The sequence below is a fragment of the Bradyrhizobium stylosanthis genome, assembly GCF_001641335.1.
Classification (GTDB): Bacteria; Pseudomonadota; Alphaproteobacteria; order Rhizobiales; family Xanthobacteraceae; genus Bradyrhizobium; species Bradyrhizobium stylosanthis.
The window spans coordinates 154,342-179,642 of the sequence record NZ_LVEM01000001.1 but is presented as its reverse complement, the minus strand read 5'-3'; the positions used below and the strand labels follow the sequence as shown (position 1 = coordinate 179,642).

The following is a 25,301-nucleotide window of genomic DNA, read 5'->3' as shown; positions in this document are numbered from 1 at the left end:
CAGAGATCCCTCCGCGGAAGCACTCTGGATTGCTTCGCTACGCTCGCAATAACGGAGAGGAGGATCAAATGGACGACCAGAAGCGCCGCGATGCCGGCATGAATGTGCGCCGAAAGGTGCTGGGCAATGCCTGGGTCGACAAGTCGATCGCAAACCGCAATGCGTTCAACACCGACTTCCAGGACCTGATTACGCGCTACGCCTGGGGCGAGATCTGGACACGGCCGCATTTCGACGAGCGCACGCGGCGCGTGCTCGTGATCGGCACCATGGTCGCGCTCGGCCAATGGGACGAATTCCGCCTGCATGTGCGTGCGGCGCTCGCCGAGGGCGGCTTCACGCCAGAGGACATCAAGGAGATCCTGCTGCAGCAAGCGATCTATTGCGGCGTACCCGCGGCGAATCACGCCGTGAAGGAAGCCTCAGCGATTGTGCAGGAGCTCGGCCTGCTCAAGACCTAGCGGCTCGGCGGTCTGAACGGTCTTTGGCGCCGCCGTGGGCCGCTCGATCAGCATCACGATCGCGGCGCCGAGCAGTAGCAGCAGCTCGGTGGCATGCAGGCGCAGGGCGGCCATCTCGCCGACCTTCGAGGCCATCACCATGCTCGCGAACGAGATCAGGCTGCCGAGCGCCAGCGCAATGCCGAGCGCCTCGTCGCTGCCGCCGTTGCGGCGGACGCGGGGAATGCAGAGCAGCACGAGATAGATCGCGAAGAACGCAACGACGGTCAGGCGTCCGAGTGCCAGCAGCCAGGCCGCGCGCACCGTGTCCATCCCGGCCATCTGGAGATGGTCGCTGAGGAACAGCGCCACTGCGACACTGGGCCGCTCGTAGAGGCCGTGCACCGGTGAAACAAAGATGTTGAAGGCCACCAGCGCCCAGGCCGGGATGAAATAGGCCGCCAGCAGCGCGCCATTGACCGTGTCGATCCGCCAATTCCTGAACATGCCGCTTCCCGCTTCGCCTGCCACGCGCCTTCATTGGGAAGGCTTTGCGGGGAGCTAACTCGCATCAGACTGTGGCGGCAATTTAAACCCTTTGTTTACCTTAACTGGCCGGGCGCGATCCCCGTCATTCCGGGCATGGTCCTTCGGACCGTCCCGGAATGACGGAGCGCTCGCTCACGAAAAAGACCCCGCCTTTCGGCGGGGCCCTCCTCACTCCCTTGGCTTGGGCTTCCCAAACTATTCGTCCTGATTGCGCTGGCCGCCCTGCTGCTGGCCGGGACGATCGCCCTGGCGCATCGGGTCCTGCTGCTGCTGTCCGGGTTTCTGACCGCCGCCCTGCTGCTGCGGGTTGCGCTGGCCGGGATTCTGACTCTGCTGGCCCGGATTCTGGTTCTGCTGCTTCGTCATTCGGGGAAACTCCCTTGTTGGACGTCAGAGCCGGGATAACGGCCGGCAACCATTTTGGTTACCCTGCGGAACCCGGTTCCTCGCAGGTGCGGAACCGAACGGCGACATCCGGCGCCAAATGAATTCTGTACAAGCCTTTATGCCGAGCCCTGGCCAGTTGCAGCCGCCAGTTCCGTCCTGTTACAAAACGGGAAGAATGCTAGGGGCTGCCGGGGCCCGAAAGAAACTCAACTCACTCCCTCAAGAGCTCCCTTCGAGCCCGCCTCAGGTTTGGTAACGGCAGCGCATGGATTATTTCGCCCAGCAGCTCATCAACGGCCTCGTGCTCGGCTCCATCTACGGCCTGATCGCGATCGGCTACACGATGGTCTACGGCATCGTCGGCATGATCAATTTCGCCCATGGCGACGTCTTCATGATCGGCGGCTTCATCGCCCTGATCACCTTCCTGATCCTGATCTCGTTCGGCCTCACCGCGATCCCCGTGATCCTGCTGGTGGTGCTGCTGGTCTCGATGGCGATCACGGCGCTCTATGGCTGGACCATCGAGCGTATCGCCTACCGGCCGCTGCGGCATTCCTTCCGCCTCGCCCCGATGCTGTCGGCGATCGGAATGTCCTTCGTGCTGACCAATTATTCGCAAGTGGCGCAGGGCGCCCGCGTCAAGCCGATCCCGCCCTTCATCACCGGCGGCTACACGCTGCATGAGAGCCAGGACGGCTTCGTGATCCAGCTCTCCAACATCCAGATCATGGTGGTCGTCACCACCATCGTGCTGCTGGCGATCTTCACCTGGCTGGTGTCGCGCACCCGGCTCGGGCGCGACATGCGCGCCTGCGAGCAGGACCAGACCATGGCGGCGCTGCTCGGGGTCGATGTCGACCGCACCATCTCCATGACATTCGTGATCGGCGCGGCGCTCGCCGCGGTCGCCGGCCTGATGTACCTGCTCTATTACGGCCTGGTCGATTTCTTCATGGGCTTCGTCGCCGGCATCAAGGCCTTCACCGCCGCCGTGCTCGGCGGCATCGGCTCGCTGCCGGGCGCCATGCTCGGCGGGCTCGCGATCGGCCTGATCGAAACGTTCTGGTCGGCCTATTTCTCGGTCGAGTACAAGGACGTCGCGGCGTTCTCGATCCTGATCGTCGTGCTGATCTTCATGCCGACCGGCCTGCTCGGCCGTCCCGAAGTCGAAAAAGTCTGACGGGCGCGCGCGTGACAGCTCCCTCGACCCATACGGCCAAACCTGCAACGGGCATCGTTGCCCTCCTCAAGAGTGCCTTCATCAACGCCCTCATAGCGCTGGTGTTGTTCTCGCTGATGGTCGGCATCCGCACCGAGGCGGGCCACGACGGCCAGCTCACCTACTGGACGCGCTTCGGCGAGCTTGCGTCCCTCGTCGCCATCGTGTTCGGCGGCTCGATCGTGATCGAGCTGTTCCGGCAATGGATCGGCCCCACCGGTGCCGAGAAGCTGGTGCCGCCTGCGGTGCGGAACGGCATGTCCTTCCTCGGCCGCTATCTCGCGCCCGCGCTGCTGATCTTCACGCTGCTGGTGCCGGTGATCTTCTATAACCAGCGCTACATCCTCGACCTTGCGATCCTCGTGCTGACCTATGTCATGCTGGGCTGGGGGTTGAACGTCGTGGTCGGCCTCGCCGGCCTGCTCGATCTCGGCTACGTCGCCTTCTACGCGGTCGGCGCCTATTCGTACGGCCTGCTCGCCACCAATTTCGGCTGGTCGTTCTGGATCTGCCTGCCGCTTGCCGGCATCCTCGCCGCGTTCTGGGGCGTGCTGCTCGGCTTTCCGGTGCTGCGGCTGCGCGGCGACTACCTCGCGATCGTGACGCTGGCCTTCGGCGAGATCATCCGCCTCGTCATCATCAACTGGCAGGATCTGACCGGCGGCCCCAACGGCGTCTCCGGCATTCCCCGCCCCTCCTTCTTCGGCATCCCGCTCGACAACAGCGACGACGGCCTCGCTGCAAAACTCGGCATCGAATATTCGGCGACCCACCGCATCGTCTTCCTGTTCTATCTGATCCTGGCGCTGGCGCTGCTCACCAACTGGGTGACGATCCGCCTGCGCCGCCTGCCGATCGGCCGCGCCTGGGAAGCCTTGCGCGAGGACGAGGTCGCCTGCCGCGCCCTCGGCATCAATACCACGACGACGAAGCTCACCGCATTCGCGACCGGCGCCATGTTCGGCGGTTTCGCCGGCGCGTTCTTTGCGACACGCCAGGGCTTCATCAGCCCGGAATCCTTCACCTTCCAGGAATCGGCACTGGTGCTCGCCATCGTCGTGCTCGGCGGCATGGGCTCGCAGCTCGGCGTCGCACTCGCCGCGCTCGCCATGATCGGCGGCTTCGAATTGTTCCGGAGCCTCGAGGGCTACCGCATGCTGGTGTTCGGCATGGCCATGGTGCTGATCATGATCTGGCGGCCGCGCGGCCTGATCGGCCATCGCGCGCCGACCGTGTATCTGACCAAGGCCAAGGCGATCTCCTCCGACCTCGTCAAGGAAGGGCACGGATGAGCGGCGACCAAATTCTCGGCGTCGACCGGCTCACCATGCGCTTCGGCGGCATCGTCGCCGTGCAGGACCTCTCCTTCGCCGCCGAGCGGAAGAAGATCACCGCGCTGATCGGGCCGAACGGCGCCGGCAAGACCACGGTGTTCAACTGCATCACCGGCTTCTACAAGCCGAGCGGCGGCACCATCCGCCTCAGCCATGACGACGGGCGGGTGATCGCGCTGGAACGGCTGAACGATTTCCGCATCGCCAAGCAGGCCAAGGTGGCGCGCACCTTCCAGAACATCCGCCTGTTTCCCGGCATGACCGCGCTGGAGAACCTGATGGTGGCGCAGCACAATGCCCTGATGCGCGCCTCCGGCTTCACCCTCCTCGGCCTCGTCGGCGCCCCCGTGTACCGTGACGCCGAGAAGCGCGCGATCGATCTCGCCACCGACTGGCTGAGGCGCGTCAATCTGCTCGACCGCGCCGACGATGCCGCCGGCAACCTTGCCTATGGCGACCAGCGCCGGCTCGAGATCGCGCGCGCAATGTGCACCGAGCCCGCGCTCTTGTGCCTCGACGAGCCCGCCGCCGGCCTCAATGCGCGCGAGAGCGCCGCCTTAAGCGAACTGCTGCTCTCGATCCGCAACGAGCTCGGTACCTCGATCCTGCTGATCGAGCACGACATGTCGGTGGTGATGGAAATCTCCGACCACATCGTGGTGATGGACCACGGGGTCAAGATCGCGCAGGGCTCGCCGCGCGAGGTCCGCGACGATCCCAAGGTGATCGCAGCCTATCTCGGCACCGACGAGGACGAAGCCGCGGCCGTGATGGAGGGCGGGTCGTGACGGCGCCCACCCCCCTGCTCGCGATCCGTAGCCTTCGTGCCGCCTACGGCAAGATCGAGGCGCTGAAGGGCGTCGACGTCGAGATCAATGCCGGCGAGATCGTGGCGCTGATCGGCGCCAACGGTGCCGGCAAGTCGACGCTGATGATGACGATCTTCGGCAAGCCACGCGCCCGCTCGGGTCAGATCCTTTACGAAGGCCGCGACATCACCGATGTGCCGACCCACGAGATCGCACATTTGCGCATTGCGCAATCGCCCGAAGGACGCCGCATCTTCCCCCGCATGAGCGTGGCGGAAAACCTGCAGATGGGGGCGGATGCCACCGAATGCACCGATGCGGAGCGCGATGCGACGCTGCAGCGCGTCTTCACGCTGTTTCCGCGGCTGAAGGAGCGTTATGCCCAGCGCGGCGGAACCCTGTCCGGCGGCGAGCAGCAGATGCTGGCAATCGGCCGCGCCCTGATGAGCCGTCCGCGCCTGCTCCTGCTGGACGAGCCCTCGCTCGGGCTCGCGCCGCTGATCGCCCGCCAGATTTTCGACGCGATCCGCACCCTGAACCGGCAGGACGGCCTGACCGTCCTGATCGTCGAGCAGAACGCCAACCACGCGCTCAAGCTCGCCCATCGCGGCTATGTCATGGTCAACGGCCTGATCACCCTGGCCGGGACCGGCGCCGAGTTGCTGCAGCGCCCCGAGATTCGCGCCGCCTATCTGGAAGGCGGCCGCCACGGCTGAGGCGGGCCGCGTGCGGCCGAATGCGGCGAGATATCTACGTCAATGCCCGTATTTTGCCGGTGACTTCTCGCCAAATTCATTCAAGAATGGCGCCGGTTTGGACCGGGCATGCCCGGCGACTTCCACAGGCGACCACCCGCGAGGTATCTCATGAAATCACTGAAGCTCATCGGTCTGGCATTCGGCGCGTCGATCGCGCTGTCGAGCGCGGCATTCGCGCAGGATGTCACCATCGCAGTCGCAGGCCCGATGACCGGCGGCGAGTCCGCCTTCGGCCGCCAGATGAAGAACGGCGCCGAGATGGCCGTTGCCGATATCAACGCGGCCGGCGGCGTCAACGGCAAGAAGCTCGCGCTCTCCGTCGAGGACGATGCCTGCGATCCGAAGCAGGCCCGCTCGATCGCCGAGAAGATCGCCAGCGCCAAGATGCCCTTCGTCGCCGGGCACTATTGCTCGTCGTCGTCGATCCCCGCCTCTGAAGCCTATGCCGACGGCAACGTGCTCCAGATCACCCCGGCCTCGACCAACCCGCTGTTCACCGAGCGCAAGCTCTGGAACGTTGCGCGCGTCTGCGGCCGCGACGATCAGCAGGGCCTGATCGCGGCGCAGTACATTGCCAAGAACTTCAAGGGCAAGAACATCGCGATCCTCAACGACAAGACCACCTACGGCAAGGGTCTTGCGGACGAGACCAAGAAGGCGCTCAACAAGGCCGGCATCACCGAGAAGATGTACGAGTCCTATAACAAGGGCGACAAGGACTTCAACGCGATCGTCTCGCGCCTGAAGCGCGACAACATCGACCTCGTCTATGTCGGCGGCTATCATCAGGAGAGCGGCCTGATCCTGCGCCAGATGCGCGACCAGGGTCTCAAGACCGTGCTGATGGCCGGCGACGCGCTCGCCGACAAGGAGTACGCCTCCATCACCGGCCCCGCCGGCGAAGGCACCCTGTTCACCTTCGGCCCCGACCCGCGCAACAAGCCGACCGCCAAGAAGATCGTCGACGCCTTCAAGGCCAAGAACATCGATCCGGAAGGCTATACCCTCTACACCTACGCGGCGATGCAGGTCTGGTCGCAGGCGGCCAAGAAGGCCGGCACCACCGATGCCAAGAAGGTCATGGAGGCGATGAAGGCCGGCAAGTGGGACACCGTGATCGGCCCGATCGAGTATGACGCCAAGGGCGACATCAAGCAGATCGACTACGTCGTCTACAAGTGGGACGCCAAGGGCGGCTACGCCGAGATCAAGGGCAACGGCACCTGACGCGCTCGCGGAGCCTCAAGCTGCCATCCAACCATCACAACGCCCCGGCTTGCCCGGGGCGTTTCTCCTTGCGGCGGGATCAGACGGCTGCGGGCAGTTCGCCGCCCGCCGCGGCCTGGGCCTTGCGCAGCGCCTGCAGCAGATCATTCGGCCGGAACGGCTTCTGCAGGCAGACCACATTGGCAAGGTGCGGCGCTTGATCCAGGAAATCCAGGGTCGTCATCCCGGACACCGCAATGATGGGAAGCTCCGGCATGCGCTCGCGCAGGCTCGCGATGACATCGACGCCGCTGGTGTCGCCCAGGAAGATATCGACGATCGCCGCGTCGAACGCGCCTTCCTCGAAGGCCTTCAGCGCGGCCGCACCGCTGTCGGCCTCCACGACCTCGAAACGGTTGACCCGGAGCACGATCGCGACCATCGCGCGGACGTCCTTCTGGTCGTCGATGATGAGAACGCGGGGCATAGGGAACAACTCCCGGAACAGATCAAATCGAATGATTCAAACCTGGAACCCAATACGGCGGGAGGGCATTATGGCACCGTCCAGTAAAGCGCATCTTACCGGAACCCTACTGCGCGTTCCCACCAAAATTAAGTAAGCTGTAACCTTCGGTTGAGTCGTAGCCGCAGCGTTCAGAAGACGAGCCTATAACCGGCTACCATTGAGCTGGACGGCGATCAAAATGACGTCGATGACGATGGCGAAGACCGGCCTGCAAGAGGTGGACGTGCCCACACCGATCGACCGAAGCACATTCCTGTCGACCTTGCCGGCCACCCCGACCGACCGCACCGCCGCATTGGCCATTGTCGGCGTGTCCTCGGTCCTGTTCGCGCTGGCTGTCCCCTTCGCAGGTACCCCGCTCTTGCCGGTCCCCGCCTTTGTCGCGAGCTACCAGTCGGCCCTCGCCGTCAGCGACATCATCACCGCGGTGCTGCTGCTGTCGCAGTTTTCGGTGTTGCGGACCCGCGCGCTGCAGTGGCTCGCGGGCGGCTATCTGTTCACCGCAGCCGCGGCGGTGGTGCATGGCCTCACCTTCCCCGGCCTGTTCACGCCGACCGGGCTGTTCGGCGCGGGCCCGCAGACCACGGTCTGGCTCTACATGATCTGGCACGCCGGCTTCCCCCTGTGCGTGCTGGGCTATGCCTGGTTGAAGGAGGCCGATGGCGGCCCCAGGATCCGCGGCACGACGACCAGTGCGATCTGCACCATCGTGTTCGGTGTTATCGCCGCCATGGCCGTGTTCGCCTGGATCGTCACGGCCCAGCACGACATGCTCCCGGTCCTGCTGAAAGACGGCCATTACACGCCGACCATGATCGGCGTCGTGTCGTTCGTCTGGTCGCTGAGCTTTGCCGCGCTGGTCTCGCTCTGGTTCCGCAGGCCGCATTCGGTGATCGACATCTGGCTCATGGTCGTGATGTGCGCCTGGCTGTTCGACATCGCGCTTTCGGCCATCGTGAATGTCGCGCGCTTCGATCTCGGCTTTTACGCCGGCCGCCTCTACGGCCTCTGCGCGGCGGCGTTCGTGCTCGCGGTGCTCCTGGTCGAGAATGTCCGCCTCCAGGCCCAGACCGCGGGCATGGTCGGCGCATTGAAGCGCCGGTCGGACGCCGAGCGCGACTACCACGCCGAGCGCGAGCGCCTGTTCACGGCCGTCGTCGAATCCTCCAACGACGCCATCATCACCAAGTCGCTCGACGGCACCATCACGACCTGGAACAACGCGGCCGAGCGCGTGTTCGGCTACTCCGCCAGCGAGGCGGTCGGCCGCTCCATCGACATCATCATGCCGGACGACCAGCGCGACGAGGGTGCCGAGAACCTGGCGCGCACCCGCAACGGCGAGGTCATCGACCAGCAGGAGGCGGTGCGGCTGCACAAGAGCGGTCAATCGATCGACGTGGTGCTGAGCCAGGTCCCGCTGCGATCGCCCGACGGCAAGATCATCGGCGCATCCAAGGTGGCCCGCGACGTGACCGAGCGCAAGCGCGCCGAGATGGCGCTCAATCGGGAGATCGAGGAACGCCAGCGCATCTTCGAGACCTCGCAGGACCTGATCCTGGTCACCGACGGTTTCGGCAATTTCATCCAGGTCAGCCCCAGCGTGAAGGCCATCCTCGGCTTCAGCCCGGAGGACATGGTCGGGCACAGCGCGATCGAGTTCATCCACCCCGACGACCTCGAGAAGACGCGCGGCGAGATGCGGACGGCCCGGCGCGGCGCGGTCAAGCGCAGCTTCGAGGCGCGCTACTACCACCACGACGGTCACGAGGTCACGCTGAACTGGATGGGCACCTGGTCGGAGCCCGTGAAGCGCCATTTCTTCATCGGCCGCGACCTCACCGAGAAGCAGGCCGCCGAAGCCCAGCTCAGGCAGGTCCAGAAGATGGACTCCATCGGCCAGCTGACCGGCGGCGTCGCGCACGACTTCAACAACGTGCTGACCGTCATCACCGGCACGATCGGCATCCTGGCCGATGCCGTCGCCGACCGGCCCGAGCTTGCCGCCATCACCAAGCTGATCGACGACGCCGCCGAGCGCGGCGCGCAGCTGACCAAGCATCTGCTCGCCTTCGCCCGCAAGCAGCCGCTCCAGCCGCGCGAGATCGACGTCAATGCGCTGGCGCTCGAGGCCGCCAAGCTGCTGCATCCGACCCTGGGCGAGCAGATCACCATCCTGCCTCAGCTCACCGAGGATGCCTGGCCGACCCTGGTCGACCCTGGCCAGCTCTCCACCGCGATCCTCAATCTGGCGCTGAACGCGCGCGACGCCATGCCCGACGGCGGCACCCTGGTGCTGGAGACCCGCAACGTCTTCCTCGACGACGGCTATGCCGCCATGAACCCCGACGTCGCCGCCGGCAATTACGTGATGATCGCGGTCAGCGACACCGGCAGCGGCATTCCGTCCGATCTGATCGAGCGGGTGTTCGATCCGTTCTTCACGACCAAGGAGGTCGGCAAGGGCACCGGTCTCGGCCTCAGCATGGTGTTCGGCTTCGTCAAGCAGTCCGGCGGGCACATCAAGATCTACAGCGAGGAAGGCCACGGCACGAGCGTGAAGATCTACCTGCCGCGCTCGACCGGCGTGCAGGAGACAGCGTACGAGGCGGCCCAGAACGTCCCCATCGCCGGTGGCGACGAGAAGATCCTCATCGTCGAGGACGACGCCCTGGTGCGGCAATATGTGGTGACCCAGGTCAAGAGCCTCGGCTATGCCGCGCTGGAAGCGGCCAACGCCGCCGAAGCGCTCACCATCATCGATGCCGACAAGGAGATCGACCTGCTCTTCACCGACGTGATCATGCCGGGCGCGATGAACGGCCGCCAGCTCGCCGACGAGGCCGCCCGCCGCCGCCCCGACCTGAAGACGCTGTTTACCTCCGGCTACACCGAGAACGCCATCGTCCATCACGGCCGGCTCGATTCCGGCGTGCTGCTGCTGGCCAAGCCCTACCGCAAGTCCGAGCTCGCCAGGATGCTCAGGACGGCGCTCGCCAGTTGAGCCGGCGGCATCTCTGCGCTATCGCAGACAGCAAGTGCATGGAGTGCCGGCCTTGAAAAATTTGCTCACCGACATCGCCGGCGTTCGCGTCGGCCACGCCGAGAATGCGAAGGTCGGCTCCGGCACGACCGCGATCATCTTCGACTCGCCCGCGATCGCGGCGATCGACGTGCGCGGCGGCGGCCCCGGCACGCGCGAGGGTTCGCTGCTCGATCTTGCCAGCACGCAGGAGCGCGTCGATGCGATCGCGCTGTCCGGCGGCTCCGCCTTCGGGATCGAGGCCGGCGGCGGCGTGCAGGCCTGGCTCGCCGAGCAGGGCCGCGGTCTCAATATCCGGGGCGCGGTGATCCCGCTGGTGCCGGGTGCGATCATGTTCGACCTGCTCAACGGCGGCGACAAGAACTGGGGCCGCTTCGCCCCCTATCGCGATCTCGGCTATGAGGCGGCGGTGGCCGCCGGTCACGACTATGCGGAAGGCAGCGTCGGCGCGGGCCTCGGCGCAACCACCGCGACCTTCAAGGGCGGACTGGGCTCGGCGTCAGCGGTTCTCGACAACGGCATCAAGGTCGCCGCCATCATGGTCGTCAACGCGGTCGGCAGCGCGACCGTCGGCGAAGGACCGTGGTTCTGGGCCGCGCCGTTCGAGGAGAACGACGAGTTCGGCGGGCACGGCCTGCCGCCCAAATTCACGCCCGACATGCTGGCGATGCGCATCAAGGGCGGTCCCGCCGCAGCGGCGCGCGAAAACACCACCATCGGCGCCGTCGTCACCGACGCGGCACTGACCAAACCCCAGGCCAAACGGCTGGCCATGATCGCCCACACCGGCTTTGCCCGCGCGATCTATCCGGTGCACGCGCCGACCGACGGCGACGTGCTGTTTGCGGCTGCGACCGGCGAGAAGTCGATCGAGCCGCTGGCCGGCCTCACCGAGCTCGGAACGGTCGCCGCCAACGTCGTCGCGCGCGCGATCGCCCGCGGCGTCTACAGCGCGACGGCGCTGCCGTTCCCCGGCGCGCAGCCGGCGTGGAAGGATCGGTTCGGCGCGTAGGGGCGCGTGCCTCTCAACCGCACGTCGCGCGTCATCGCCCGGCGAAGACCGGGCGATCCAGTATTCCAGAGACAGGCGTGGTTAAGCCGAGAGGCCGCAGAATGCTGGATTCCCCTCCTGCGCGGGCATGACAGCTTCATTTGCGGAAAAAGCTTCGCGCTCACACGCTCATCGACATCGACGAGCCGGCGGCGGCCGAGCCGCCCTGCCCCTGCCCGCCCTGCTGCTGCATCAACTGCGCGAACAGGTCATAGGCCGAACTGCGGGCGGAGTTGGCGCCCGGCACCGTGGTCGACATCTTGAAGCCGTCGGCATAGCTGACGGTGGTGGTGGTCGAGCCGTCGGCGTTCGTCGTCGTGGTCGAGGTCGAGCCGCCGCCCGACGACGACGAGGAATCCGAGCCGTTGCCGGAGGCATCGCCCGCGCCGCTCGCGCCATGGGCGTGGTGGCCGCCATGACCGCTCTTCAGCGCTTTCGACATCTCGTCCAGGCTGACGCTGTTGTCACCATTTGCATCCAGCTTCGAGAACACGTCATCGGCCTGCGCCAGGTTGGTGCCGCCTGCGCCCAGTGCGCCCTCGAATTCCGACTTGGTGATGCTGCCGTCGCCGTCGGCATCGATCTGCGAGAACAGGTGCTTCAGCGCAGCATCGCGGCTCGACGAGGTCGAGGACGTCGAGCTGGACGAGGCCGAGCTCGTCGCGCTGCTGCTTCCGTCCGAGGACTGGCTCTGCGCGGCGAACAACGCGTTCATCGTCTCCGGCGCGATCTGCGGACATTTGCCGGCATTGACCGACGAGGTCGCCCCGCTGCTCAAGCTGTTGCTGCTGTCGATCGCGAAGGGATTGGCCGCCGCGCCCTGCGAGGCGCCGGACTTCTGCGTCGACGAGGACGACTTCGAGTTCGTCAGCGACTGGATCGCGTCGAGCGCACTCGAGACGGCGCCAAGGGCGAACAACATTGCACAACTCCAACCGATGCGGCGCGCCGCAGCCAATGTCCTGCAGATGAAGTCAGCAAGCGTCGTGCCAGCGCAAAAAGCTCAATGAAATCCGCGGTCGCCGCGCCGCGGAGCCCGTGGGAACATCGGCAATTCATGCCGCCGACGGCAGAAATTTCCGCCCACAGGAAGCACGCCGCCCCTGCATTGCCCGCCGCAGAGGCCCATGTTAGGCGACATCCATCTTTCACGGCCGCCACGGGAACAGCGCCATGACCCAAGCCTTCGCCCACCGCCCCCTGGCCATCGCGCCCTCGATCCTGGCCTCGGATTTCTCCAGGCTCGGCGAGGAGGTGCGCGCGGTGGATGCTGCCGGGGCCGACTGGATCCATCTCGACGTGATGGACGGGCATTTCGTTCCGAACATCTCCTACGGCCCCGACGTCATCAAGGCGATGCGCCCGCACACCAAGAAGATCTTCGACGCGCATCTGATGATCTCGCCCTGCGATCCCTACCTCGAGGCCTTCGCGAAGGCCGGCTGCGACCACATCACGGTGCATGCGGAGGCCGGTCCCCACCTGCACCGCTCGCTGCAGGCGATCCGCGCGCTCGGCAAGAAGGCCGGCGTCTCGCTCAATCCGGGCACGCCGATCAGCGCGCTCGAATACGTGCTCGACCTCGTCGACCTCGTGCTGGTGATGTCGGTCAATCCCGGCTTCGGCGGCCAGGCCTTCATCCCCTCGGCGATCTCCAAGATCCGCGACATTCGCGCGATGACGGCGGGCCGTCCGATCGACATCGAGGTCGATGGCGGTGTCGGCCCGGATGTCGCAGGCCCGCTGGCGGCTGCCGGCGCCAACGCCTTCGTCGCCGGCACCTCGGTGTTCAAGGGCGGCACGCAGGACGCCTACAAGACCAACATCGCCGCCATCCGCAACGCGGCGCTCGGTGCGCGCGGCGAAGCCATCTGACGGCGCTTCGCGATCCGAACCGGCCTTGCGGCCGCCGCGACCAACAGCAATGGACGAAATCCGCGACACGCTGTTTTCCGCAGGTCTGCGGCGCCTGCGCGACGAGGCCCTGCAGGACGGCGAGCGGGTGATCTGGCAGGGCCAGCCCGACGGCCTCGCCCGCATGATGATGTGGCGATGGCTCTGGTGGATCGGATGTCCCTGGCTGTTGCTGACGATCGTCGCCGTCGAGGCCGGTTGGATCGACCAGGCAGCCCACCCTCTTCTGATGCTCGGGATCGCGATGGTTGCGGCCCCGCTGGTGATGCTGCTGCAGGACCTGCAGACGCTCTATCTGATCACCGATCTCCGCGCGCTCATCCTGCGAACGGCCTGGGGCCGGCGGACCGTCAGCCAGACGCCGCTCGAGGCCATGGATGCAGTTTTCGAAATCCTCGACATCGGCCGTGGCGCCGGCCACCTCAACTTCGCCTCCGGGCGATCGACCCGCTCGCCCGATACCGACTACACCGGCCGCTACGGGTTTCGCTGCGTTCGCGACGCCTCGCGCCTGCGCGATATCCTCGAAGCTGCGCGCGCCGGCGGGACACGGCGGTCGCATCCGGAAAAAGCTGCGGGTCCTACGGGCGCTGCAGCGCGCAATGCCTAAAATTGCAACCGCGACCCGTACTCATCCGGGCTTCACTGATTCGTGCAAATCACTGCAAGTGATTCCTGCCTGTTTTCGCGGGAGCACATCATGACGACGACCCTGGTTTGGACTGGCGTGGCGTTGTGGCTTGGTTTTTGTGCGTTCGTTGTGTTCGGCCCGTCGGCCGGACCGGTCGAAGCCCCGGCACGCTCGGCTCGCAGCATCCGTCGCGACCGCAATCGGGCCTGACGCCCATGCGGATCGCCCTCGTGAAGCGTCAGCCGAAACGCAGGTGCCGTATTCCGCGGCGTCCGCATCCGAACCTCGACGATTTCTTCGGCCGGCTCGAACGCCCCGAAGGCGAGCGGGGCGACGACAGCGGGCCCGAGGCGGCGGAGCTGGACCACCCATTCCAGTCACCGCGCCGGCACTGACAATTCTCTTTCCGGACTTGAGCCATGAAACCGCACTGCCCGAACTGCCTGAAGGAAATGACCAAGGCATCCGCGTCGCGTAACCTTTTCAATTGCGAGCCCTGCCGCGAGATCATCCAGTATTTTGGCGGCAGCGCGGATCACGGCGAGCCCGGTCCTCAGTTCTCCTGGCCGATCCGACGCAAGCGCGTCGCCCACACCGCCCATGCGGCCTGATCCGTCCTAGCCCCATACCACGCCGGTGTCCGGTTTCGCTGCAGCCATCCGCGGCGGCCGCACCACGGTGACGGTGCAGCTCGCCTCTGCGGCCACCTTGGCCGAGACGCTGCCGAGCCAGGTCCGCCTGAACGAGTTCTGTCGCGCCCCGATGATGACATGGTCGACCGAGTTCATCTCGGCGAATTCCAGCAGCGCCGCCGCAGGGTCGACCGCTTCCAGCACGTGAACCGACAGCCGGCTCTCATCGAGCTTGAGCGGCGTCGCCCAATGGCGCAGCGCGACCATGCGGTCGATATGCTTGTTGGAGCCCTGCTCGTCCAGCGTCCGGTCGATCGCGATGCGGTTGAGCTTGAGGACGTTGACGCAGGCGAGCCGCGCCGAGGGCAGCGTGGCAAGAATGCGCTCGGTGGTGATGCGCAGCGCTTCATTCAGCTCCGGGGCGCCTTCCGCCGTGTCGAGCGCGACCGCAAGGATCGGGCTCGATGCGATCTGGGCTGCGACATCCGATTTCGCGCGCGGCGCCATGACGCCCTGGTTGAAGCGGCGCCGCCAGGCGACGCTGAGCGGATCGCGCTTCAGCCGCTCCGAGCGGGTCGTGAGCTTGACCTTGTCCGGGTGGGCAAGATCGAAGGCGAGCTGCGAGGCGGTCGGATAGCGCCACACCGGCTCGATCTCCAGGCACCGCAGCACCACTTCCTGGAGCCAGGCCGGATAGTCGGCGCGAAGCGCGCGCGGCGGATGCGGATCGCGCCAGAGCCTGCGTCGCATCGCGCGCAGCGTCTCGCCCTCGCCGAAGGGACGCTCGCCCGTGGTGAAGAAATAGAGCAGCACGCCGAGCGAAAACAGGTCGCTGCGCGGATCGTCGCGCACGCCCAGGAGCCGCTCCGGCGCCATGTAGGGCGCGGTGCCGTAAGGCAGGCGGAACTCCTCCTGCAGCAGATCGGGCAGATGATCGTGGTGCGACAGGCCGTAGTCGATCAGCACCGCCTCGCCGCTCTCGCGGAACATGATGCTGCTCGGCTTGATGTCGTGATGGATCACGTTCTGCCGGTGCAGATCGGCAAGCGCGGTTGCGACCTTGGCGACGAGCTGCCGCGCCTCGTCGTACGGCAGCGGCAGGTCGGGCAGCCGCTTGTAGAGCGTGGTCCCGGCGATGCGCTCGATCACGACATAGGCCTGATGCGCGAAATCGCCGGTGCCGAAGCACGTCGGCACGTGCGGCCCCGCAAGCCGCGGCAGGATCATCATCTCCATCTCGAAGGAGACAATCGCGGCGGGGTCCTCGCCTTCCGACACCCGCGGGATCTTCATCAGCAGCGGTACGTCGATGCCGGGATGGGTGACGGTCCACAACGTCGCCATGCCGCCGGCATGGACGCATTCGCCGATGGTGTAGCCGTCGATCACCGCGCCTGAGCTGACCAGGGGTTTCGGCATCGCTTCTAGCGCCCTTGCGACAGGCGGTCGGCGAGCCAAGGCGGCAGGCCGTTCTCGCGGATCCGGCTCGCGGCCGTCTCGATATCGTAGGGCACGCGGCAATAGGTGATCTGGCACGACACCGTGTCGAAAAGCACGAAGGCCGCGGACGGATCGCCGTCGCGCGGCTGGCCGACCGCGCCCAGCACCGCCAGCCATTGCCGTCCGCGCAGCAGCGGCACCGCAACATCGGTCTTGGGCACGAGGCTCGTCATCTTCGCCGTCACCGACATCGAATAGAGCGCCGGACGATGGATGTGGCCGCAAAAGGTGACGTGGGCGGGCGTCGCAATCAGGCTCTTGGCGGCGTCCACGGTCGATCGGACATAGTGCCAGCGCTGCGGGCTGGAGGCCTCCGAGTGCACGAACAGATGATCGCTGTCCTCCACCAGCATCGGCAGGTCGGCCAGGAATCGCCGCTGCGCGGCGTCGAGCCGGCCGCGGGTCCATTCGATCGCGATCTGCGCCTCGGCATTCATGGTCTCGGACGAGGAATTGACCGCCTGGTCGTGATTGCCACGCACGGCAACAGCCCCCTGCGCAACCAGCTCCATCGCCGTATCCACGACCCATTCCGGATCGGCGCCATAGCCGACGAAGTCGCCGAGCAGGATGAAGCGCTCGGCGCCCCTGGCGCGGGCAACCTTCAGGCAGGCCTCGAACGCCTGCCTGTTACCGTGAATATCCGACAAGACAGCGAGAAGCACGCACCCTCCACCCTCAAATCCTTATTGGAAGCCGATAAGGCCAAATTGAGGGAGGTCAACAGGATGCTCCGGCGCGCCAGGGTTTTCCAGCGTGTCCCTGCCGCGATGGTGAAGGGCCTATTGCTCGTCCTTCGGCGGCATCCGGGGCGGCGGGATCGGCGTGAACACGGCGCCCTGGGCACCGGCCGGCGGGGCATTGAACTCGCCGGTGGAGGAATCGCCGCCGGTGGTCTCCAGGATGGTCTTCGGCGTCACATATTCCCGGACCATGTCGATCAGGCTGCCGTCGCCGCCGCCGAAATCGGCCGCGCGGCCGCCTTGCGGATGTCCGAGCGCGATCTCGTTCTCGGCGGCATGGGTCTTGTCGGCCAGCCGGTCATCGTAGGGCACGCGAAACGCGCGCGGGATGCCGCTCGGGCGATTGTCCTCGTCCAGCGCCTCGACCCAGAAATAGATCGAGCCGGGATCGCCTTCCAGCGAATGAGGCTCGACGATGCGGGCCTTCAGCAGCTTGAAGGACGCCGGCAGCCTATCCGTGCTGGCCCAGCCGAGCAGGCCGCGCATTTCGGTGAAGCTGACGACGTAGAACGCGCTGGTGACGACCACCGCGACCGCCTTCAGCGACCAATGCAGCCGCGCATAGACCAGCACGACCAGCAGCAGCGCACCGATGACGGCGTAAGCGACCGACAGTGTGAGGATGACCGTCTGCAGATTACTCACGGCGTACTCTCACTTGGTTCCTGCTCACGCCGGTCTTCGGATCGACATCAGCGCCGTTGCGCCAGCTGCTGCGGAACGTCTCGAGCAACGATTTCGGCCGCTGGTCGACGTTGACGACCTTGCCTTCGGCGTCGATGCGGAACCGCACCGCGGTCTTCTCGTCGCCGGTATGGTCGAGCGTGAACTTGTTGTCGAAGACCACCTGCGCGGTCGGATTGAGCTTCTGCACCTTCACATTGGCCGTCACCGGCTCGCCGGTCGTGGCGACGAAATGCGAGACGTTCACCGTGTATTCGCCGGCCACGATGCCGCGGATCGTGACGATCTCCTCGCGGATCGGCGAGGCGATCTTCTTGCCGGCCACCATGATGAAATCGTTGGCGCCGCCGCGGTCGTCGCGGTCGAGCGTGAGGAAGCCCGCCTCGCGGTGGCGATACCAGGCGATGTTGCCGGCGGGATCCTGCACGAACAGGTCGAGATCGTCGGGGTGGTTGTCGGGCCAGTCCAGCGTGATCATGAACTCCGCCTTGGAGTCGATCTTGCCGTCCTTGGCATCGGGAGAGACCGCGAGCAGCGCGAGGAAGAACAGGAAGGCGATCACCTGGAGCGCCTTGAACAGCATCACGCCGAGCGGATCGAACGGCTCCTCGCGCGGATAGAGACCGAAATCATCCATCATGACGGCGTTCCGGCGCCGTTGATTCCAGCGCCTCGCATTTCCGCGCCTTGGCGCTCCAGCACCGGCGTCACATAGGTCTCGGTCAGCACCACCGCGTCCGAGAACACCCGCTGGGTCGCGGCATCGAGCATGTAATACTGGATGCGGACCAGGATCGAGCCGACGAGGCCCGCCAGCGTCGTGTACATGGCGACCGCCATGCCGTCGCTCATCAGCCCCATCGAGGAGCGCATCGCGACCTTGTCGGCGGCATCCAGCCCCGCGATCGGCGCCAGCATGATGATGAAGCCGATGATGGTGCCGAGCAGGCCGAGCTTCATCAACGTGTCCGAGACGAAGGCGCCGAAGCCGTTGGAGCCGCGCAGCCGGTCGGCCAGCGTGCGCAGCAGCAGCGTCTGGTCCACCGGGCGATAGTCCTGCGCCGCCGCCTTGGTCACCAGGCTCTCGATGTGATCGCGTACCAGCCCGCGCGGCAGCGAGGTCGCACGCGCGTCGAGCGCCTTGCTGCCGCCGGGCGCTGCGAGAGCCGCCCGGCATCGCCGCGCCGCCGCGCCCTCCCGCGCGATCGCCCGGGTGCGCAGGAAGCAATGGCCGCAGGTGACGACGTAGAGCAATGCAATGACGCTCGAGATATAGGTGCGGTCCGAGGTCAGCATCAGACGGATCAGGCCGAAGCGCCACAGCAGCACGACGGCAAAGATCGAAAGGCCGGTGAAGATCATCCAGAACAGCAGCGCGCTGCGCTCGGATGGATCGGCAGCCTGGCCCGTGACCGGCCCCATCGTCATCGAACTCATGCTGTACCGCTCCTCGCCCGCACCGTTGGGCTGCCAAGATTCCATCCCGATTAGATCAAAGCCGCCGTCTGGGGTCCAAAGACCCATGCCCAATCCGGCTTGGGAAATTTGCCCGAGCTGCAATCCTGCCACACCCCGCAATTGGCAAGGCGCGACGGCGTTGTTAGGCTGACCTTATCAAACGTCGGGGATGATCGCATGCGCCTCGTGCTTCAGCTTGTTGCCCGCCTGCTGCTCATCGTGGCGCTGTGCCTGGGAGCTGCGACCGTGTGGGCCACATTCGACGCCTATCGCAGCGTCGATCGGGCGACCGCGGCCTCCGCGCAGCGGGTCGCGCAGGCGCTCCAGGCACTGTACTGGCATGAATTCTTGTTGCGCAGCAGCAGAACGCGCGAGCAACTCCTGCCGGTTCCGGAATGGCGCACGCTGGAGACGATGAAGCTGATCTCGCCCGGCGTCTGCGTCGAGTTCCAGCCGGCCATCGCGTTCGAAAAGCCGCTCTGCGGCCAGAGCGAGGGGCTGGGCAAGATCCCGCCGCGCTGGTTCGCATCGATCGTGCCGATCTTCCTCGGCAGCCACGCCGAGGTGGTGCGGCCGGTCAGCCCCCGCGCCGCCTCGGCCGGAACGGTGGTGGCAACGCCGGACGCCGCGGCCGCCATCTCGCTGGCCTGGGAGTACATCCTCAATGTCATCGACGTCGCGCTGCTGATGGCGGCCGCGATCGCCCTGCTCGCCTCGCTCGCCATTGCGCATGCGCTCGCGCCGGCGCGCGCGATCGTCACCGCCTTGCAGCGCATGGCACGTGGCCAGTATCGCACCAAGCTGCCGCGCTTCCGCTCGATGGAGCTGGCGATGATCGGCAGCGCCGTCGGCGAGCTCGGCGGCCGGCTGGAGGAAGCGACCGAACAGCGCGCCGCGCTGACAAGACGCTTGATCGAGATCCGCGACGACGAGCGCCGCGCGCTCGCCCGCGAGCTGCACGACGAGTTCGGGCAGAATCTCTCGGCCATTCTCGCCTTCGCCAACACCATCGAGACGGAGAGCAAGAAGGAGAGCCCAACCAGCGCCGTCGCGCAGGACGCGCGCATGATCTCGCAGGCCACCCATCATTTGATGGCCTCGCTGCGCGACGCGCTGAAGCGGCTGCGCAATCCGCTGCCCGAGGAGCTCGGGCTGGAGGCCAGCCTCGTCAATCTCGTCGATAGCTGGCGTTCGCACAGCGCGGCGCGGCCGACGATCCAGCTCGATCTCAGGGGCGATCTTGCCGACATCAGCGGCCCTGCCGCCACCACCGCCTATCGCGTCGCCCAGGAATGCCTGACCAACGCGCTGCGTCACAGTGCAGCGCGCGAGATCAGCTTGCGCGTCGAGCGGCGCGCGGGCGAGGACGATGCACTGCTGATCCGCGTCGAGGACGACGGCGGTGGCGATGCGGAGCGGGTTGCGCAGTCGGCCGGCTTCGGCCTCACCGGCATCCGGGAACGCGTCACGGCGGCCGGCGGATCGCTGTCGATCCTGCCGGCCAATCGCGGGCTGAGCGTCGCCGCCACCATCCCGCTTGCCGCATGAGGCCGGGATGAGCGAGGTCGCGGCAACAGGCATCTCCGTGCTGCTGGTCGACGACCATCCGATCGTGCGGCAAGGCTACCGGCGCGTCCTGGAAAGCCAGGGCGACCTGCATGTCGTGGCCGAAGCCGACAATGCGGCGGATGCCTACGGCGCCTTCAAGGCGCACGACCCTGATGTCGTGGTGCTTGATATCTCGATGCCCGGGGCGAGCGGGCTGGAGGCGATCCGCAACATCCGCGCGCGCAGCCCGCGGGCGCGGATTCTCGTCTTCACCATGCACAACGAGGCCGTGCTGGTGAAATCGGCCTTCGGCGCCGGCGCAAGCGGCTTCGTCACCAAGAGCAGCGAGCCGTCCGCGGTCGTGAACGCGATCCGAGCCGTCGCGCGCGGCGAGCGCGCCATGAGCGACGACATCGCGCATATCCTCGCCGAGGACAGTCTGTCATCAGGATCGGTGCTGGATCAGCTCGGCGAGCGCGAGATCGAGATCCTGCGCCAGTTCGCAGGCGGCGCGACGACCGAGGAGATCGCAACGCATCTCAATCTCAGTGTGAAGACGGTCCAGAACTATCACTACCTGATCAAGACCAAGACCGGCGCGCGCACGGATGCGCAGCTGGTGCGGCTCGCCGCGACCTGCGGGCTGACGAAGATCTAGCAGCGGCGCTGCCGCAATCTCCACATCACTTGAAGATCTTGAATTTGCCTGATGCGATGGAACAGAGGCCATCCGGCGCCGGTTAGGGGTAGAGTGGAGGAATCGCCATGAGTAAGGCTCATCACAAGGCAGTCGACCACCCCCCGATCATCACCGTAGGCGAGCTCATCGACGAACTGTGTCGCCTGCCCGATACGGCTGTCGTCCACTTCCGCTGCCCCATGCTCGAGCAGGAGCTGACATTCTACCGCCTTCGCAAGCGGTCAAAGGATGCCGTCGAAATCGCGGTCAATGCCTATCCGGAGAGCCCGCCGGTCGTGCCGGCGACCAACGGCGGCGCGCTTCACCCGCGCAGGCACGCAAGCACCGCGCCCCCCATTCGGGAGAGCGCGCTTCTTCACAAGGCAAGAGGGTAGGATAGGCGTCGCGGCCTAGCACGCCTTCAGGCCGCGCAGCACCAGCGCGAGCGTCGCATCGACACGCGCCGGCATATCGGCGTCCTTCCATTCGTCGGCGTGGGCCGGATGGTGGAAGCGGCAAGTCGTATCGAAGATCGCGCGGGCGGTCGTCTTGACGTCGTCCACGGCGAAGACGCCCTGCGTCACGCCGTCGGTCAGGATCGCCGCGATCTGGTCGATCATGGTGTCCTTGTGGCACTTCACGGCAGCGCAGGCCTCGCGCGCCAGCGTCAGATAGGTCTCGAACATCTCGGGGTCGTCGAGCACGCGCGAACGCTTGGCCGCGAACAGCGTGCGCAGCCAGCGGTCGAGCCTGTCGGGCGCCGGCCCCTGCTCCCTAGCGATCGCCAGGAGCGGAGCGTCGATACGGTCGAGCCAGCGTTTGGCAACGGCCTCGCGCAGCGAGGCCTTGCTGGGGAAATGGCGATAGACGCTGCCATGGCTCACATCGAGCGCACGGGCAACGTCGACCACGGTGGCCTTGGCAAGTCCGTAGCGCCGCAAGACGTCCTCGGTGACTTCGAGGATCCGCTCCGGCGTCAAGACAACGGCTTCATTCATGCCAGCACCTTGTTCCCGTTTCAGGGTTCGTCCGGCGATAGGGCTGCTTCCGAAGCGCCCTCACCGGTCGTTTCGGAAAGCCTATGCCTTAATGAGGCAGTTTTGCAGCCTGCGCCGCGATCTGGCGCGCCACCAGTAAATTGAGCCAATGCCCAATCGTGCCGGTGAAATTGAGGATTTCGGTCGTCATTGTCTTAAGTCTCCATTCGTCCACGGCTCCCATCTCCAAATATGCCCTTGAATCCGCTGTCATTTTTCGGACCGAGGGCTCCCCGGACGGGATTGCCGCGGGACGCCCAATCGGAGCGTCCGGAGACGGATATACACGTCTCGCTGACAGATTTCAATATCTGTCAGTCAATGATACGTGATTGACAGTTAATTTGCCGATCGTGGGCCAAACGGACCTACCGGAATTTGCCCCTGCCCCGGCTATCCCGTGGCGGTCTCGGCAGCGAGCGCAGCGACGAACCGGTCGACCTCCTCCTCGGTGGTGTAGAGCGCGGGGCTGACCCGAATGCACTGCCCCTTGGCGACACCGTCGCGGCGCACGGTCAGGACCCCGTGCTTGTCGCGCAGGGCGCCGACCAGGGCATTGTTGTCCTCGCGCGAGCCCCTGTTCCTGATCCGGAATGAGGTGATGCCGGCGGCAAGTCCCGGCTCGTCCGGCGTCAGCACCTCCACATTCGACAACGCGCGCGCCTTTACGACCCAGCGGTCACGCAGATAGCGCAGCCGCGCGGCCTTGGCCGGCGTGCCGATGGCCTCGTGAACCCTGAGCGCCAGCGGCAGGGTCAGGATGGCGGCAAAGTTCGCGGTGCCGGTATGAACGCGGGAGCGGATGTCGTTCGGATCGAAGCTGCCATCGCCGTAATGGCGGTCGATCGCATCCAGCCTTCCCTTGCGGATGTAGAGGAAGCCGAGGCCGACCGGCGCCCCGATCCATTTGTGCAGATTGAAGCCGATGAAGTCCACGCCGAGATCGGCGATGTCGAATTCGAGCTGGCCCCATGAATGGGCGGCATCGAGGATGACGTCGATGTTCTTCGCCCGCGCCATCGCGGCGATGTCCTTGACCGGCATGATCAAGCCGGTGCGGTGGCTCACATGTGTCAGCAGGATCAGCTTCAGCCGGGGCGTCTCGGCGATGGCTTTCGCGTAGGCGTCGAGAATGACCTGTTTGCTGGCAGGTTCCGGCACGGCGATCTTGAAGACGCCGACGCCGCGCCGATCCTTCAGCCACTCCATCGCGAACTGCATCGAATCGTAGTCGAGATCGGCATAGAGAACGGCGTCGCCCGCCTGCAGGCGGTTGTAGTTGACGATGAGATCCTGCATCGCCTCGGTCGCGCCGCGGGTCAGCGCAATCTCGCTCTTGTCGACGCCCGCGGTGCGCGCCAGCGCGGCGACGACAGCGTCGCTGTCCGCGCCGAATTTGGTGCGGGCATAGGCGGTGTTCTGCCTGTTGATCCTTTCCGTCTGGCGGATGTATTCGGCGAGCACCGGCTTCGCCATGATGCCCCAATAGCCGTTCTCGAGATTGGCCATGGTCCGGTCGACGTCGTAGAGAGCGGCGATCTGGTCCCAGAACGCGCGATCCTGCGCGACGTCGGCCCCCGTGCGCACGAACGGCGGGACGGCTGCTGCGTCGGTTTGTGCGCCGGCAGTGCCGGCCATCGCCAGCGTTGCGGCCGCGCCCAGCATGCCGCGCCGGGAAATATGTAAAGTCCGATCCATCACAGGCCCCCGTTGTCAGGCCCGCTTCGTCGCAAGCTGGAACGACAGCGTCATGACGGCCGCCGGCTTATCCGCAGCGCGGACCAGCCTTGACGCAGGGCAGTCACGCCCTGTCCGGGAAATCTCTTGCAAAAGGGCCCGGATGCCGCTTCGCTCATCCCACGACAACAATCAAAAACGGACCCACCCATGCCCATCGTCAACCGCATCGCCGCCCTCTCCGACGAAATGGCCGCCTGGCGCCATGACTTCCACGAGAATCCGGAGCTGCTCTACGAAGTCCACCGTACCGCCGGCATCGTCGCCGACAAGCTCAAGGAGTTCGGCTGCGACGAGGTGGTGACGGGCATCGGCCGCACCGGCGTGGTTGGCGTGATCCGCGGCCGCAAATCGGCCTCCGGCAAGACCATCGGTCTGCGTGCCGACATGGACGCCCTGCCGATCATGGAAACCTCGGGCGTGCCCTACGCCTCGAAGGTCCCCGGCAAGATGCACGCCTGCGGCCATGACGGCCACACCGCGATGCTGCTGGGCGCCGCCAAATATCTTGCCGAGACGCGCAATTTCGACGGCACCGCGATCATGATCTTCCAACCCGCCGAAGAAGGCGGCGGCGGCGGCAAGGCCATGGTCGACGACGGCCTGATGACGCGCTGGAACATCCAGGAGGTCTACGGCATGCACAACATGCCCGGCCTGCCCGAAGGCCATTTCGCCACCACGCCCGGCGCGATGCTCGCGTCCTCCGACAACATCCAGATCATCGTGCACGGCAAGGGCGGCCACGCCGGCGCCGGTCCGCACAAGTCGGTCGACAGCGTCCTGATCGGCTCGCAGATCGTCAATGCGCTGCAATCGATCGTCGCACGCAACGTCGATCCGCTGAAGTCCGCCGTCATCTCGATCACGCAATTTCACTCCGGCACGGCGTTCAACATCATCCCCGAAAGGGCCGAGCTCGCCGGCACCGTGCGCACGCTCGACCCCGAGGTGCGCGATCTGGTCGAGCGCCGCATCGGCGAGGTCGCCGACAGCGTCGCCCGCGCCTATGGCGGCTCGGCCGAGACCAAGTACACGCGGATGTATCCGGTGACGATGAACCATGCGCGCGAGGCCGGCCTTGCCGCCGACGTCGCCCGCGACATCGTCGGCACCGAGCGCGTCAACGACAAGTTCATTCCGATGATGGGCGCCGAGGACTTTTCGTTCATGCTGGAAGCGCGCCCCGGCGCGATGGTGCTGGTCGGCATGGGCGACGGCAACGAGTGCCACCACCCCGCCTATGTCTTCAACGACAACATCCTCGGCCACGGCGCCTCGTTCTGGGTGCGCATGATCGAGACGCGGATGCCGGCGTAAAAGCTCCGGTCTCGTAGGGCGGGTAAAGCGAAGCGTGCCCACCACCGCGAATGGTGGGCACGGCGCTTTGCGCCTTTGCCCACCCTACGG

At 66.0% G+C, this 25,301-nt stretch carries 28 protein-coding genes; 17 read left to right on the top strand and 11 right to left on the bottom strand.

Annotated elements, in window-relative coordinates; genetic code table 11:
- Window positions 1-68 precede the first annotated feature (68 nt).
- Window positions 69-461, top strand: coding sequence for a carboxymuconolactone decarboxylase family protein (locus A7X65_RS00885; RefSeq protein ID WP_063682509.1), 393 nt, complete (start codon window positions 69-71; stop codon window positions 459-461).
- Here the strand turns inward: A7X65_RS00885 and A7X65_RS00880 are convergent.
- Together A7X65_RS00880 and A7X65_RS42410 are read right to left on the bottom strand one after the other, a co-directional pair.
- Window positions 423-947, bottom strand: a complete 525-nt coding sequence (locus tag A7X65_RS00880) for a hypothetical protein (RefSeq protein ID WP_063682508.1) — start codon at window positions 945-947, stop codon at window positions 423-425. The genes A7X65_RS00885 and A7X65_RS00880 overlap by 39 nt on opposite strands.
- 237 nt (window positions 948-1,184) lie before the next feature.
- Window positions 1,185-1,355, bottom strand: a complete 171-nt coding sequence (locus A7X65_RS42410; protein ID WP_167358187.1) for a hypothetical protein — start codon at window positions 1,353-1,355, stop codon at window positions 1,185-1,187.
- Window positions 1,356-1,641: 286 nt separating this feature from the next.
- On the opposite strand from A7X65_RS42410, the gene A7X65_RS00875 reads away from it, so the two are divergent.
- The 5 genes from A7X65_RS00875 to A7X65_RS00855 all read left to right on the top strand — a co-directional run bounded on the left by A7X65_RS00875 (window position 1,642) and on the right by A7X65_RS00855 (window position 6,726).
- Window positions 1,642-2,559 carry an ABC transporter permease subunit gene (locus tag A7X65_RS00875; protein ID WP_063682507.1) on the top strand — a complete coding sequence of 306 codons (918 nt, stop codon included), beginning with the start codon at window positions 1,642-1,644 and terminating at the stop codon, window positions 2,557-2,559.
- 11 nt (window positions 2,560-2,570) lie between these two features.
- Window positions 2,571-3,890 carry a high-affinity branched-chain amino acid ABC transporter permease LivM gene (livM, locus tag A7X65_RS00870; RefSeq protein ID WP_063682506.1) on the top strand — a complete coding sequence of 440 codons (1,320 nt, stop codon included), beginning with the start codon at window positions 2,571-2,573 and terminating at the stop codon, window positions 3,888-3,890.
- A complete protein-coding gene (locus tag A7X65_RS00865; RefSeq protein ID WP_063682505.1) occupies window positions 3,887-4,720 on the top strand; it encodes an ABC transporter ATP-binding protein in 834 nt (277 codons plus the stop codon). The genes livM and A7X65_RS00865 overlap by 4 nt, the downstream gene beginning before the upstream one ends.
- The gene (locus A7X65_RS00860) at window positions 4,717-5,457 is read left to right on the top strand and encodes an ABC transporter ATP-binding protein (RefSeq protein ID WP_063682504.1); all 741 of its coding nucleotides are present in this window, start codon (window positions 4,717-4,719) and stop codon (window positions 5,455-5,457) included. Before A7X65_RS00865 ends, A7X65_RS00860 begins: the two co-directional genes overlap by 4 nt.
- A 150-nt stretch (window positions 5,458-5,607) precedes the next feature.
- Window positions 5,608-6,726 (top strand): branched-chain amino acid ABC transporter substrate-binding protein, encoded by a 1,119-nt coding sequence (locus tag A7X65_RS00855; protein ID WP_063682503.1) that lies wholly within the window; start codon window positions 5,608-5,610, stop codon window positions 6,724-6,726.
- 79 nt (window positions 6,727-6,805) lie between these two features.
- On the opposite strand, the gene A7X65_RS00850 is transcribed toward A7X65_RS00855, so the two are convergent.
- Window positions 6,806-7,192, bottom strand: a complete 387-nt coding sequence (locus A7X65_RS00850) for a response regulator (protein WP_063682502.1) — start codon at window positions 7,190-7,192, stop codon at window positions 6,806-6,808.
- A 220-nt stretch (window positions 7,193-7,412) separates the two neighbouring features.
- Here A7X65_RS00850 and A7X65_RS00845 point away from each other — a divergent pair, with 220 nt between their 5' ends.
- Together A7X65_RS00845 and A7X65_RS00840 are read left to right on the top strand one after the other, a co-directional pair.
- Window positions 7,413-10,238: a PAS domain S-box protein gene (locus A7X65_RS00845; RefSeq protein WP_145660866.1), complete on the top strand. Its 2,826-nt coding sequence runs from the start codon at window positions 7,413-7,415 to the stop codon at window positions 10,236-10,238.
- A gap of 52 nt (window positions 10,239-10,290) precedes the next feature.
- Entirely contained in the window at window positions 10,291-11,289 is a 999-nt protein-coding gene (locus A7X65_RS00840; protein WP_063684724.1) for a P1 family peptidase, read from the top strand.
- A 160-nt stretch (window positions 11,290-11,449) separates the two neighbouring features.
- On the opposite strand, the gene A7X65_RS00835 is transcribed toward A7X65_RS00840, so the two are convergent.
- Window positions 11,450-12,250, bottom strand: coding sequence for an EF-hand domain-containing protein (locus tag A7X65_RS00835; RefSeq protein WP_063682501.1), 801 nt, complete (start codon window positions 12,248-12,250; stop codon window positions 11,450-11,452).
- A gap of 251 nt (window positions 12,251-12,501) precedes the next feature.
- Between A7X65_RS00835 and rpe the strand changes: the two genes are divergently transcribed.
- From rpe to A7X65_RS00815, 5 genes are all read left to right on the top strand, one after another.
- Window positions 12,502-13,203: a ribulose-phosphate 3-epimerase gene (gene rpe, locus A7X65_RS00830; RefSeq protein WP_063682500.1), complete on the top strand. Its 702-nt coding sequence runs from the start codon at window positions 12,502-12,504 to the stop codon at window positions 13,201-13,203.
- A 49-nt stretch (window positions 13,204-13,252) separates the two neighbouring features.
- On the top strand, window positions 13,253-13,852 hold the full coding sequence (locus A7X65_RS00825) for a hypothetical protein (protein ID WP_063682499.1): 600 nt from the start codon (window positions 13,253-13,255) through the stop codon (window positions 13,850-13,852).
- A 90-nt stretch (window positions 13,853-13,942) separates the two neighbouring features.
- Window positions 13,943-14,083: a hypothetical protein gene (locus A7X65_RS42405; protein ID WP_167358186.1), complete on the top strand. Its 141-nt coding sequence runs from the start codon at window positions 13,943-13,945 to the stop codon at window positions 14,081-14,083.
- Window positions 14,084-14,088: 5 nt separating this feature from the next.
- A complete protein-coding gene (locus A7X65_RS00820; protein ID WP_063682498.1) occupies window positions 14,089-14,268 on the top strand; it encodes a hypothetical protein in 180 nt (59 codons plus the stop codon).
- A 24-nt stretch (window positions 14,269-14,292) separates the two neighbouring features.
- Window positions 14,293-14,484 (top strand): hypothetical protein, encoded by a 192-nt coding sequence (locus A7X65_RS00815; protein ID WP_063195324.1) that lies wholly within the window; start codon window positions 14,293-14,295, stop codon window positions 14,482-14,484.
- A gap of 6 nt (window positions 14,485-14,490) precedes the next feature.
- Here A7X65_RS00815 and A7X65_RS00810 read toward each other — a convergent pair whose 3' ends face one another.
- The 5 genes from A7X65_RS00810 to A7X65_RS00790 form a co-directional block, all read right to left on the bottom strand.
- Window positions 14,491-15,924, bottom strand: coding sequence for a serine/threonine protein kinase (locus A7X65_RS00810; RefSeq protein WP_063682497.1), 1,434 nt, complete (start codon window positions 15,922-15,924; stop codon window positions 14,491-14,493).
- Window positions 15,925-15,929: 5 nt separating this feature from the next.
- Window positions 15,930-16,670, bottom strand: coding sequence for a metallophosphoesterase family protein (locus tag A7X65_RS00805; RefSeq protein WP_063682496.1), 741 nt, complete (start codon window positions 16,668-16,670; stop codon window positions 15,930-15,932).
- Window positions 16,671-16,787: 117 nt separating this feature from the next.
- The gene (locus A7X65_RS00800) at window positions 16,788-17,393 is read right to left on the bottom strand and encodes a hypothetical protein (protein WP_063682495.1); all 606 of its coding nucleotides are present in this window, start codon (window positions 17,391-17,393) and stop codon (window positions 16,788-16,790) included.
- Window positions 17,386-18,072 carry a DUF2135 domain-containing protein gene (locus tag A7X65_RS00795; RefSeq protein WP_063682494.1) on the bottom strand — a complete coding sequence of 229 codons (687 nt, stop codon included), beginning with the start codon at window positions 18,070-18,072 and terminating at the stop codon, window positions 17,386-17,388. The genes A7X65_RS00800 and A7X65_RS00795 overlap by 8 nt, the downstream gene beginning before the upstream one ends.
- A complete protein-coding gene (locus A7X65_RS00790; protein WP_063684723.1) occupies window positions 18,069-18,869 on the bottom strand; it encodes a MotA/TolQ/ExbB proton channel family protein in 801 nt (266 codons plus the stop codon). The genes A7X65_RS00795 and A7X65_RS00790 overlap by 4 nt, the downstream gene beginning before the upstream one ends.
- Window positions 18,870-19,067: 198 nt before the next feature.
- Here A7X65_RS00790 and A7X65_RS00785 point away from each other — a divergent pair, with 198 nt between their 5' ends.
- From A7X65_RS00785 to A7X65_RS00775, 3 genes are all read left to right on the top strand, one after another.
- Window positions 19,068-20,438: a sensor histidine kinase gene (locus tag A7X65_RS00785; protein WP_063682493.1), complete on the top strand. Its 1,371-nt coding sequence runs from the start codon at window positions 19,068-19,070 to the stop codon at window positions 20,436-20,438.
- A gap of 7 nt (window positions 20,439-20,445) precedes the next feature.
- The gene (locus A7X65_RS00780; protein WP_063682492.1) at window positions 20,446-21,096 is read left to right on the top strand and encodes a response regulator; all 651 of its coding nucleotides are present in this window, start codon (window positions 20,446-20,448) and stop codon (window positions 21,094-21,096) included.
- A gap of 107 nt (window positions 21,097-21,203) precedes the next feature.
- Complete coding sequence (locus tag A7X65_RS00775) at window positions 21,204-21,512, top strand: hypothetical protein (protein ID WP_063682491.1); 309 nt, start codon at window positions 21,204-21,206, stop codon at window positions 21,510-21,512.
- A gap of 15 nt (window positions 21,513-21,527) precedes the next feature.
- On the opposite strand, the gene A7X65_RS00770 is transcribed toward A7X65_RS00775, so the two are convergent.
- Both A7X65_RS00770 and A7X65_RS00765 read right to left on the bottom strand, forming a co-directional pair.
- Entirely contained in the window at window positions 21,528-22,115 is a 588-nt protein-coding gene (locus A7X65_RS00770) for a TetR/AcrR family transcriptional regulator (protein ID WP_063682490.1), read from the bottom strand.
- Between the two features lie 432 nt (window positions 22,116-22,547).
- On the bottom strand, window positions 22,548-23,852 hold the full coding sequence (locus tag A7X65_RS00765; RefSeq protein WP_063682489.1) for an aminotransferase class V-fold PLP-dependent enzyme: 1,305 nt from the start codon (window positions 23,850-23,852) through the stop codon (window positions 22,548-22,550).
- Window positions 23,853-24,041: 189 nt separating this feature from the next.
- Here A7X65_RS00765 and A7X65_RS00760 point away from each other — a divergent pair, with 189 nt between their 5' ends.
- Window positions 24,042-25,211, top strand: a complete 1,170-nt coding sequence (locus A7X65_RS00760) for a M20 aminoacylase family protein (protein WP_063682488.1) — start codon at window positions 24,042-24,044, stop codon at window positions 25,209-25,211.
- The last annotated feature ends 90 nt before the right edge of the window (window positions 25,212-25,301 follow it).

Bases quoted from the DNA above. Each gene is read 5' to 3' on its own strand.
- A7X65_RS00885 (WP_063682509.1), top strand. From the start codon at position 69: ATGGACGACCAGAAGCGCCGCGATGCCGGCATGAATGTGCGCCGAAAG.
- A7X65_RS00880 (WP_063682508.1), bottom strand. From the start codon at position 947: ATGTTCAGGAATTGGCGGATCGACACGGTCAATGGCGCGCTGCTGGCG.
- A7X65_RS42410 (WP_167358187.1), bottom strand. From the start codon at position 1,355: ATGACGAAGCAGCAGAACCAGAATCCGGGCCAGCAGAGTCAGAATCCC.
- A7X65_RS00875 (WP_063682507.1), top strand. From the start codon at position 1,642: ATGGATTATTTCGCCCAGCAGCTCATCAACGGCCTCGTGCTCGGCTCC.
- A7X65_RS00865 (WP_063682505.1), top strand. From the start codon at position 3,887: ATGAGCGGCGACCAAATTCTCGGCGTCGACCGGCTCACCATGCGCTTC.
- A7X65_RS00855 (WP_063682503.1), top strand. From the start codon at position 5,608: ATGAAATCACTGAAGCTCATCGGTCTGGCATTCGGCGCGTCGATCGCG.
- A7X65_RS00850 (WP_063682502.1), bottom strand. From the start codon at position 7,192: ATGCCCCGCGTTCTCATCATCGACGACCAGAAGGACGTCCGCGCGATG.
- A7X65_RS00845 (WP_145660866.1), top strand. From the start codon at position 7,413: ATGACGTCGATGACGATGGCGAAGACCGGCCTGCAAGAGGTGGACGTG.
- A7X65_RS00835 (WP_063682501.1), bottom strand. From the start codon at position 12,250: ATGTTGTTCGCCCTTGGCGCCGTCTCGAGTGCGCTCGACGCGATCCAG.
- rpe (WP_063682500.1), top strand. From the start codon at position 12,502: ATGACCCAAGCCTTCGCCCACCGCCCCCTGGCCATCGCGCCCTCGATC.
- A7X65_RS00825 (WP_063682499.1), top strand. From the start codon at position 13,253: ATGGACGAAATCCGCGACACGCTGTTTTCCGCAGGTCTGCGGCGCCTG.
- A7X65_RS42405 (WP_167358186.1), top strand. From the start codon at position 13,943: ATGACGACGACCCTGGTTTGGACTGGCGTGGCGTTGTGGCTTGGTTTT.
- A7X65_RS00820 (WP_063682498.1), top strand. From the start codon at position 14,089: ATGCGGATCGCCCTCGTGAAGCGTCAGCCGAAACGCAGGTGCCGTATT.
- A7X65_RS00815 (WP_063195324.1), top strand. From the start codon at position 14,293: ATGAAACCGCACTGCCCGAACTGCCTGAAGGAAATGACCAAGGCATCC.
- A7X65_RS00810 (WP_063682497.1), bottom strand. From the start codon at position 15,924: ATGCCGAAACCCCTGGTCAGCTCAGGCGCGGTGATCGACGGCTACACC.
- A7X65_RS00795 (WP_063682494.1), bottom strand. From the start codon at position 18,072: ATGATGGATGATTTCGGTCTCTATCCGCGCGAGGAGCCGTTCGATCCG.
- A7X65_RS00790 (WP_063684723.1), bottom strand. From the start codon at position 18,869: ATGAGTTCGATGACGATGGGGCCGGTCACGGGCCAGGCTGCCGATCCA.
- A7X65_RS00785 (WP_063682493.1), top strand. From the start codon at position 19,068: ATGCGCCTCGTGCTTCAGCTTGTTGCCCGCCTGCTGCTCATCGTGGCG.
- A7X65_RS00780 (WP_063682492.1), top strand. From the start codon at position 20,446: ATGAGCGAGGTCGCGGCAACAGGCATCTCCGTGCTGCTGGTCGACGAC.
- A7X65_RS00775 (WP_063682491.1), top strand. From the start codon at position 21,204: ATGAGTAAGGCTCATCACAAGGCAGTCGACCACCCCCCGATCATCACC.
- A7X65_RS00770 (WP_063682490.1), bottom strand. From the start codon at position 22,115: ATGAATGAAGCCGTTGTCTTGACGCCGGAGCGGATCCTCGAAGTCACC.
- A7X65_RS00765 (WP_063682489.1), bottom strand. From the start codon at position 23,852: ATGGATCGGACTTTACATATTTCCCGGCGCGGCATGCTGGGCGCGGCC.
- A7X65_RS00760 (WP_063682488.1), top strand. From the start codon at position 24,042: ATGCCCATCGTCAACCGCATCGCCGCCCTCTCCGACGAAATGGCCGCC.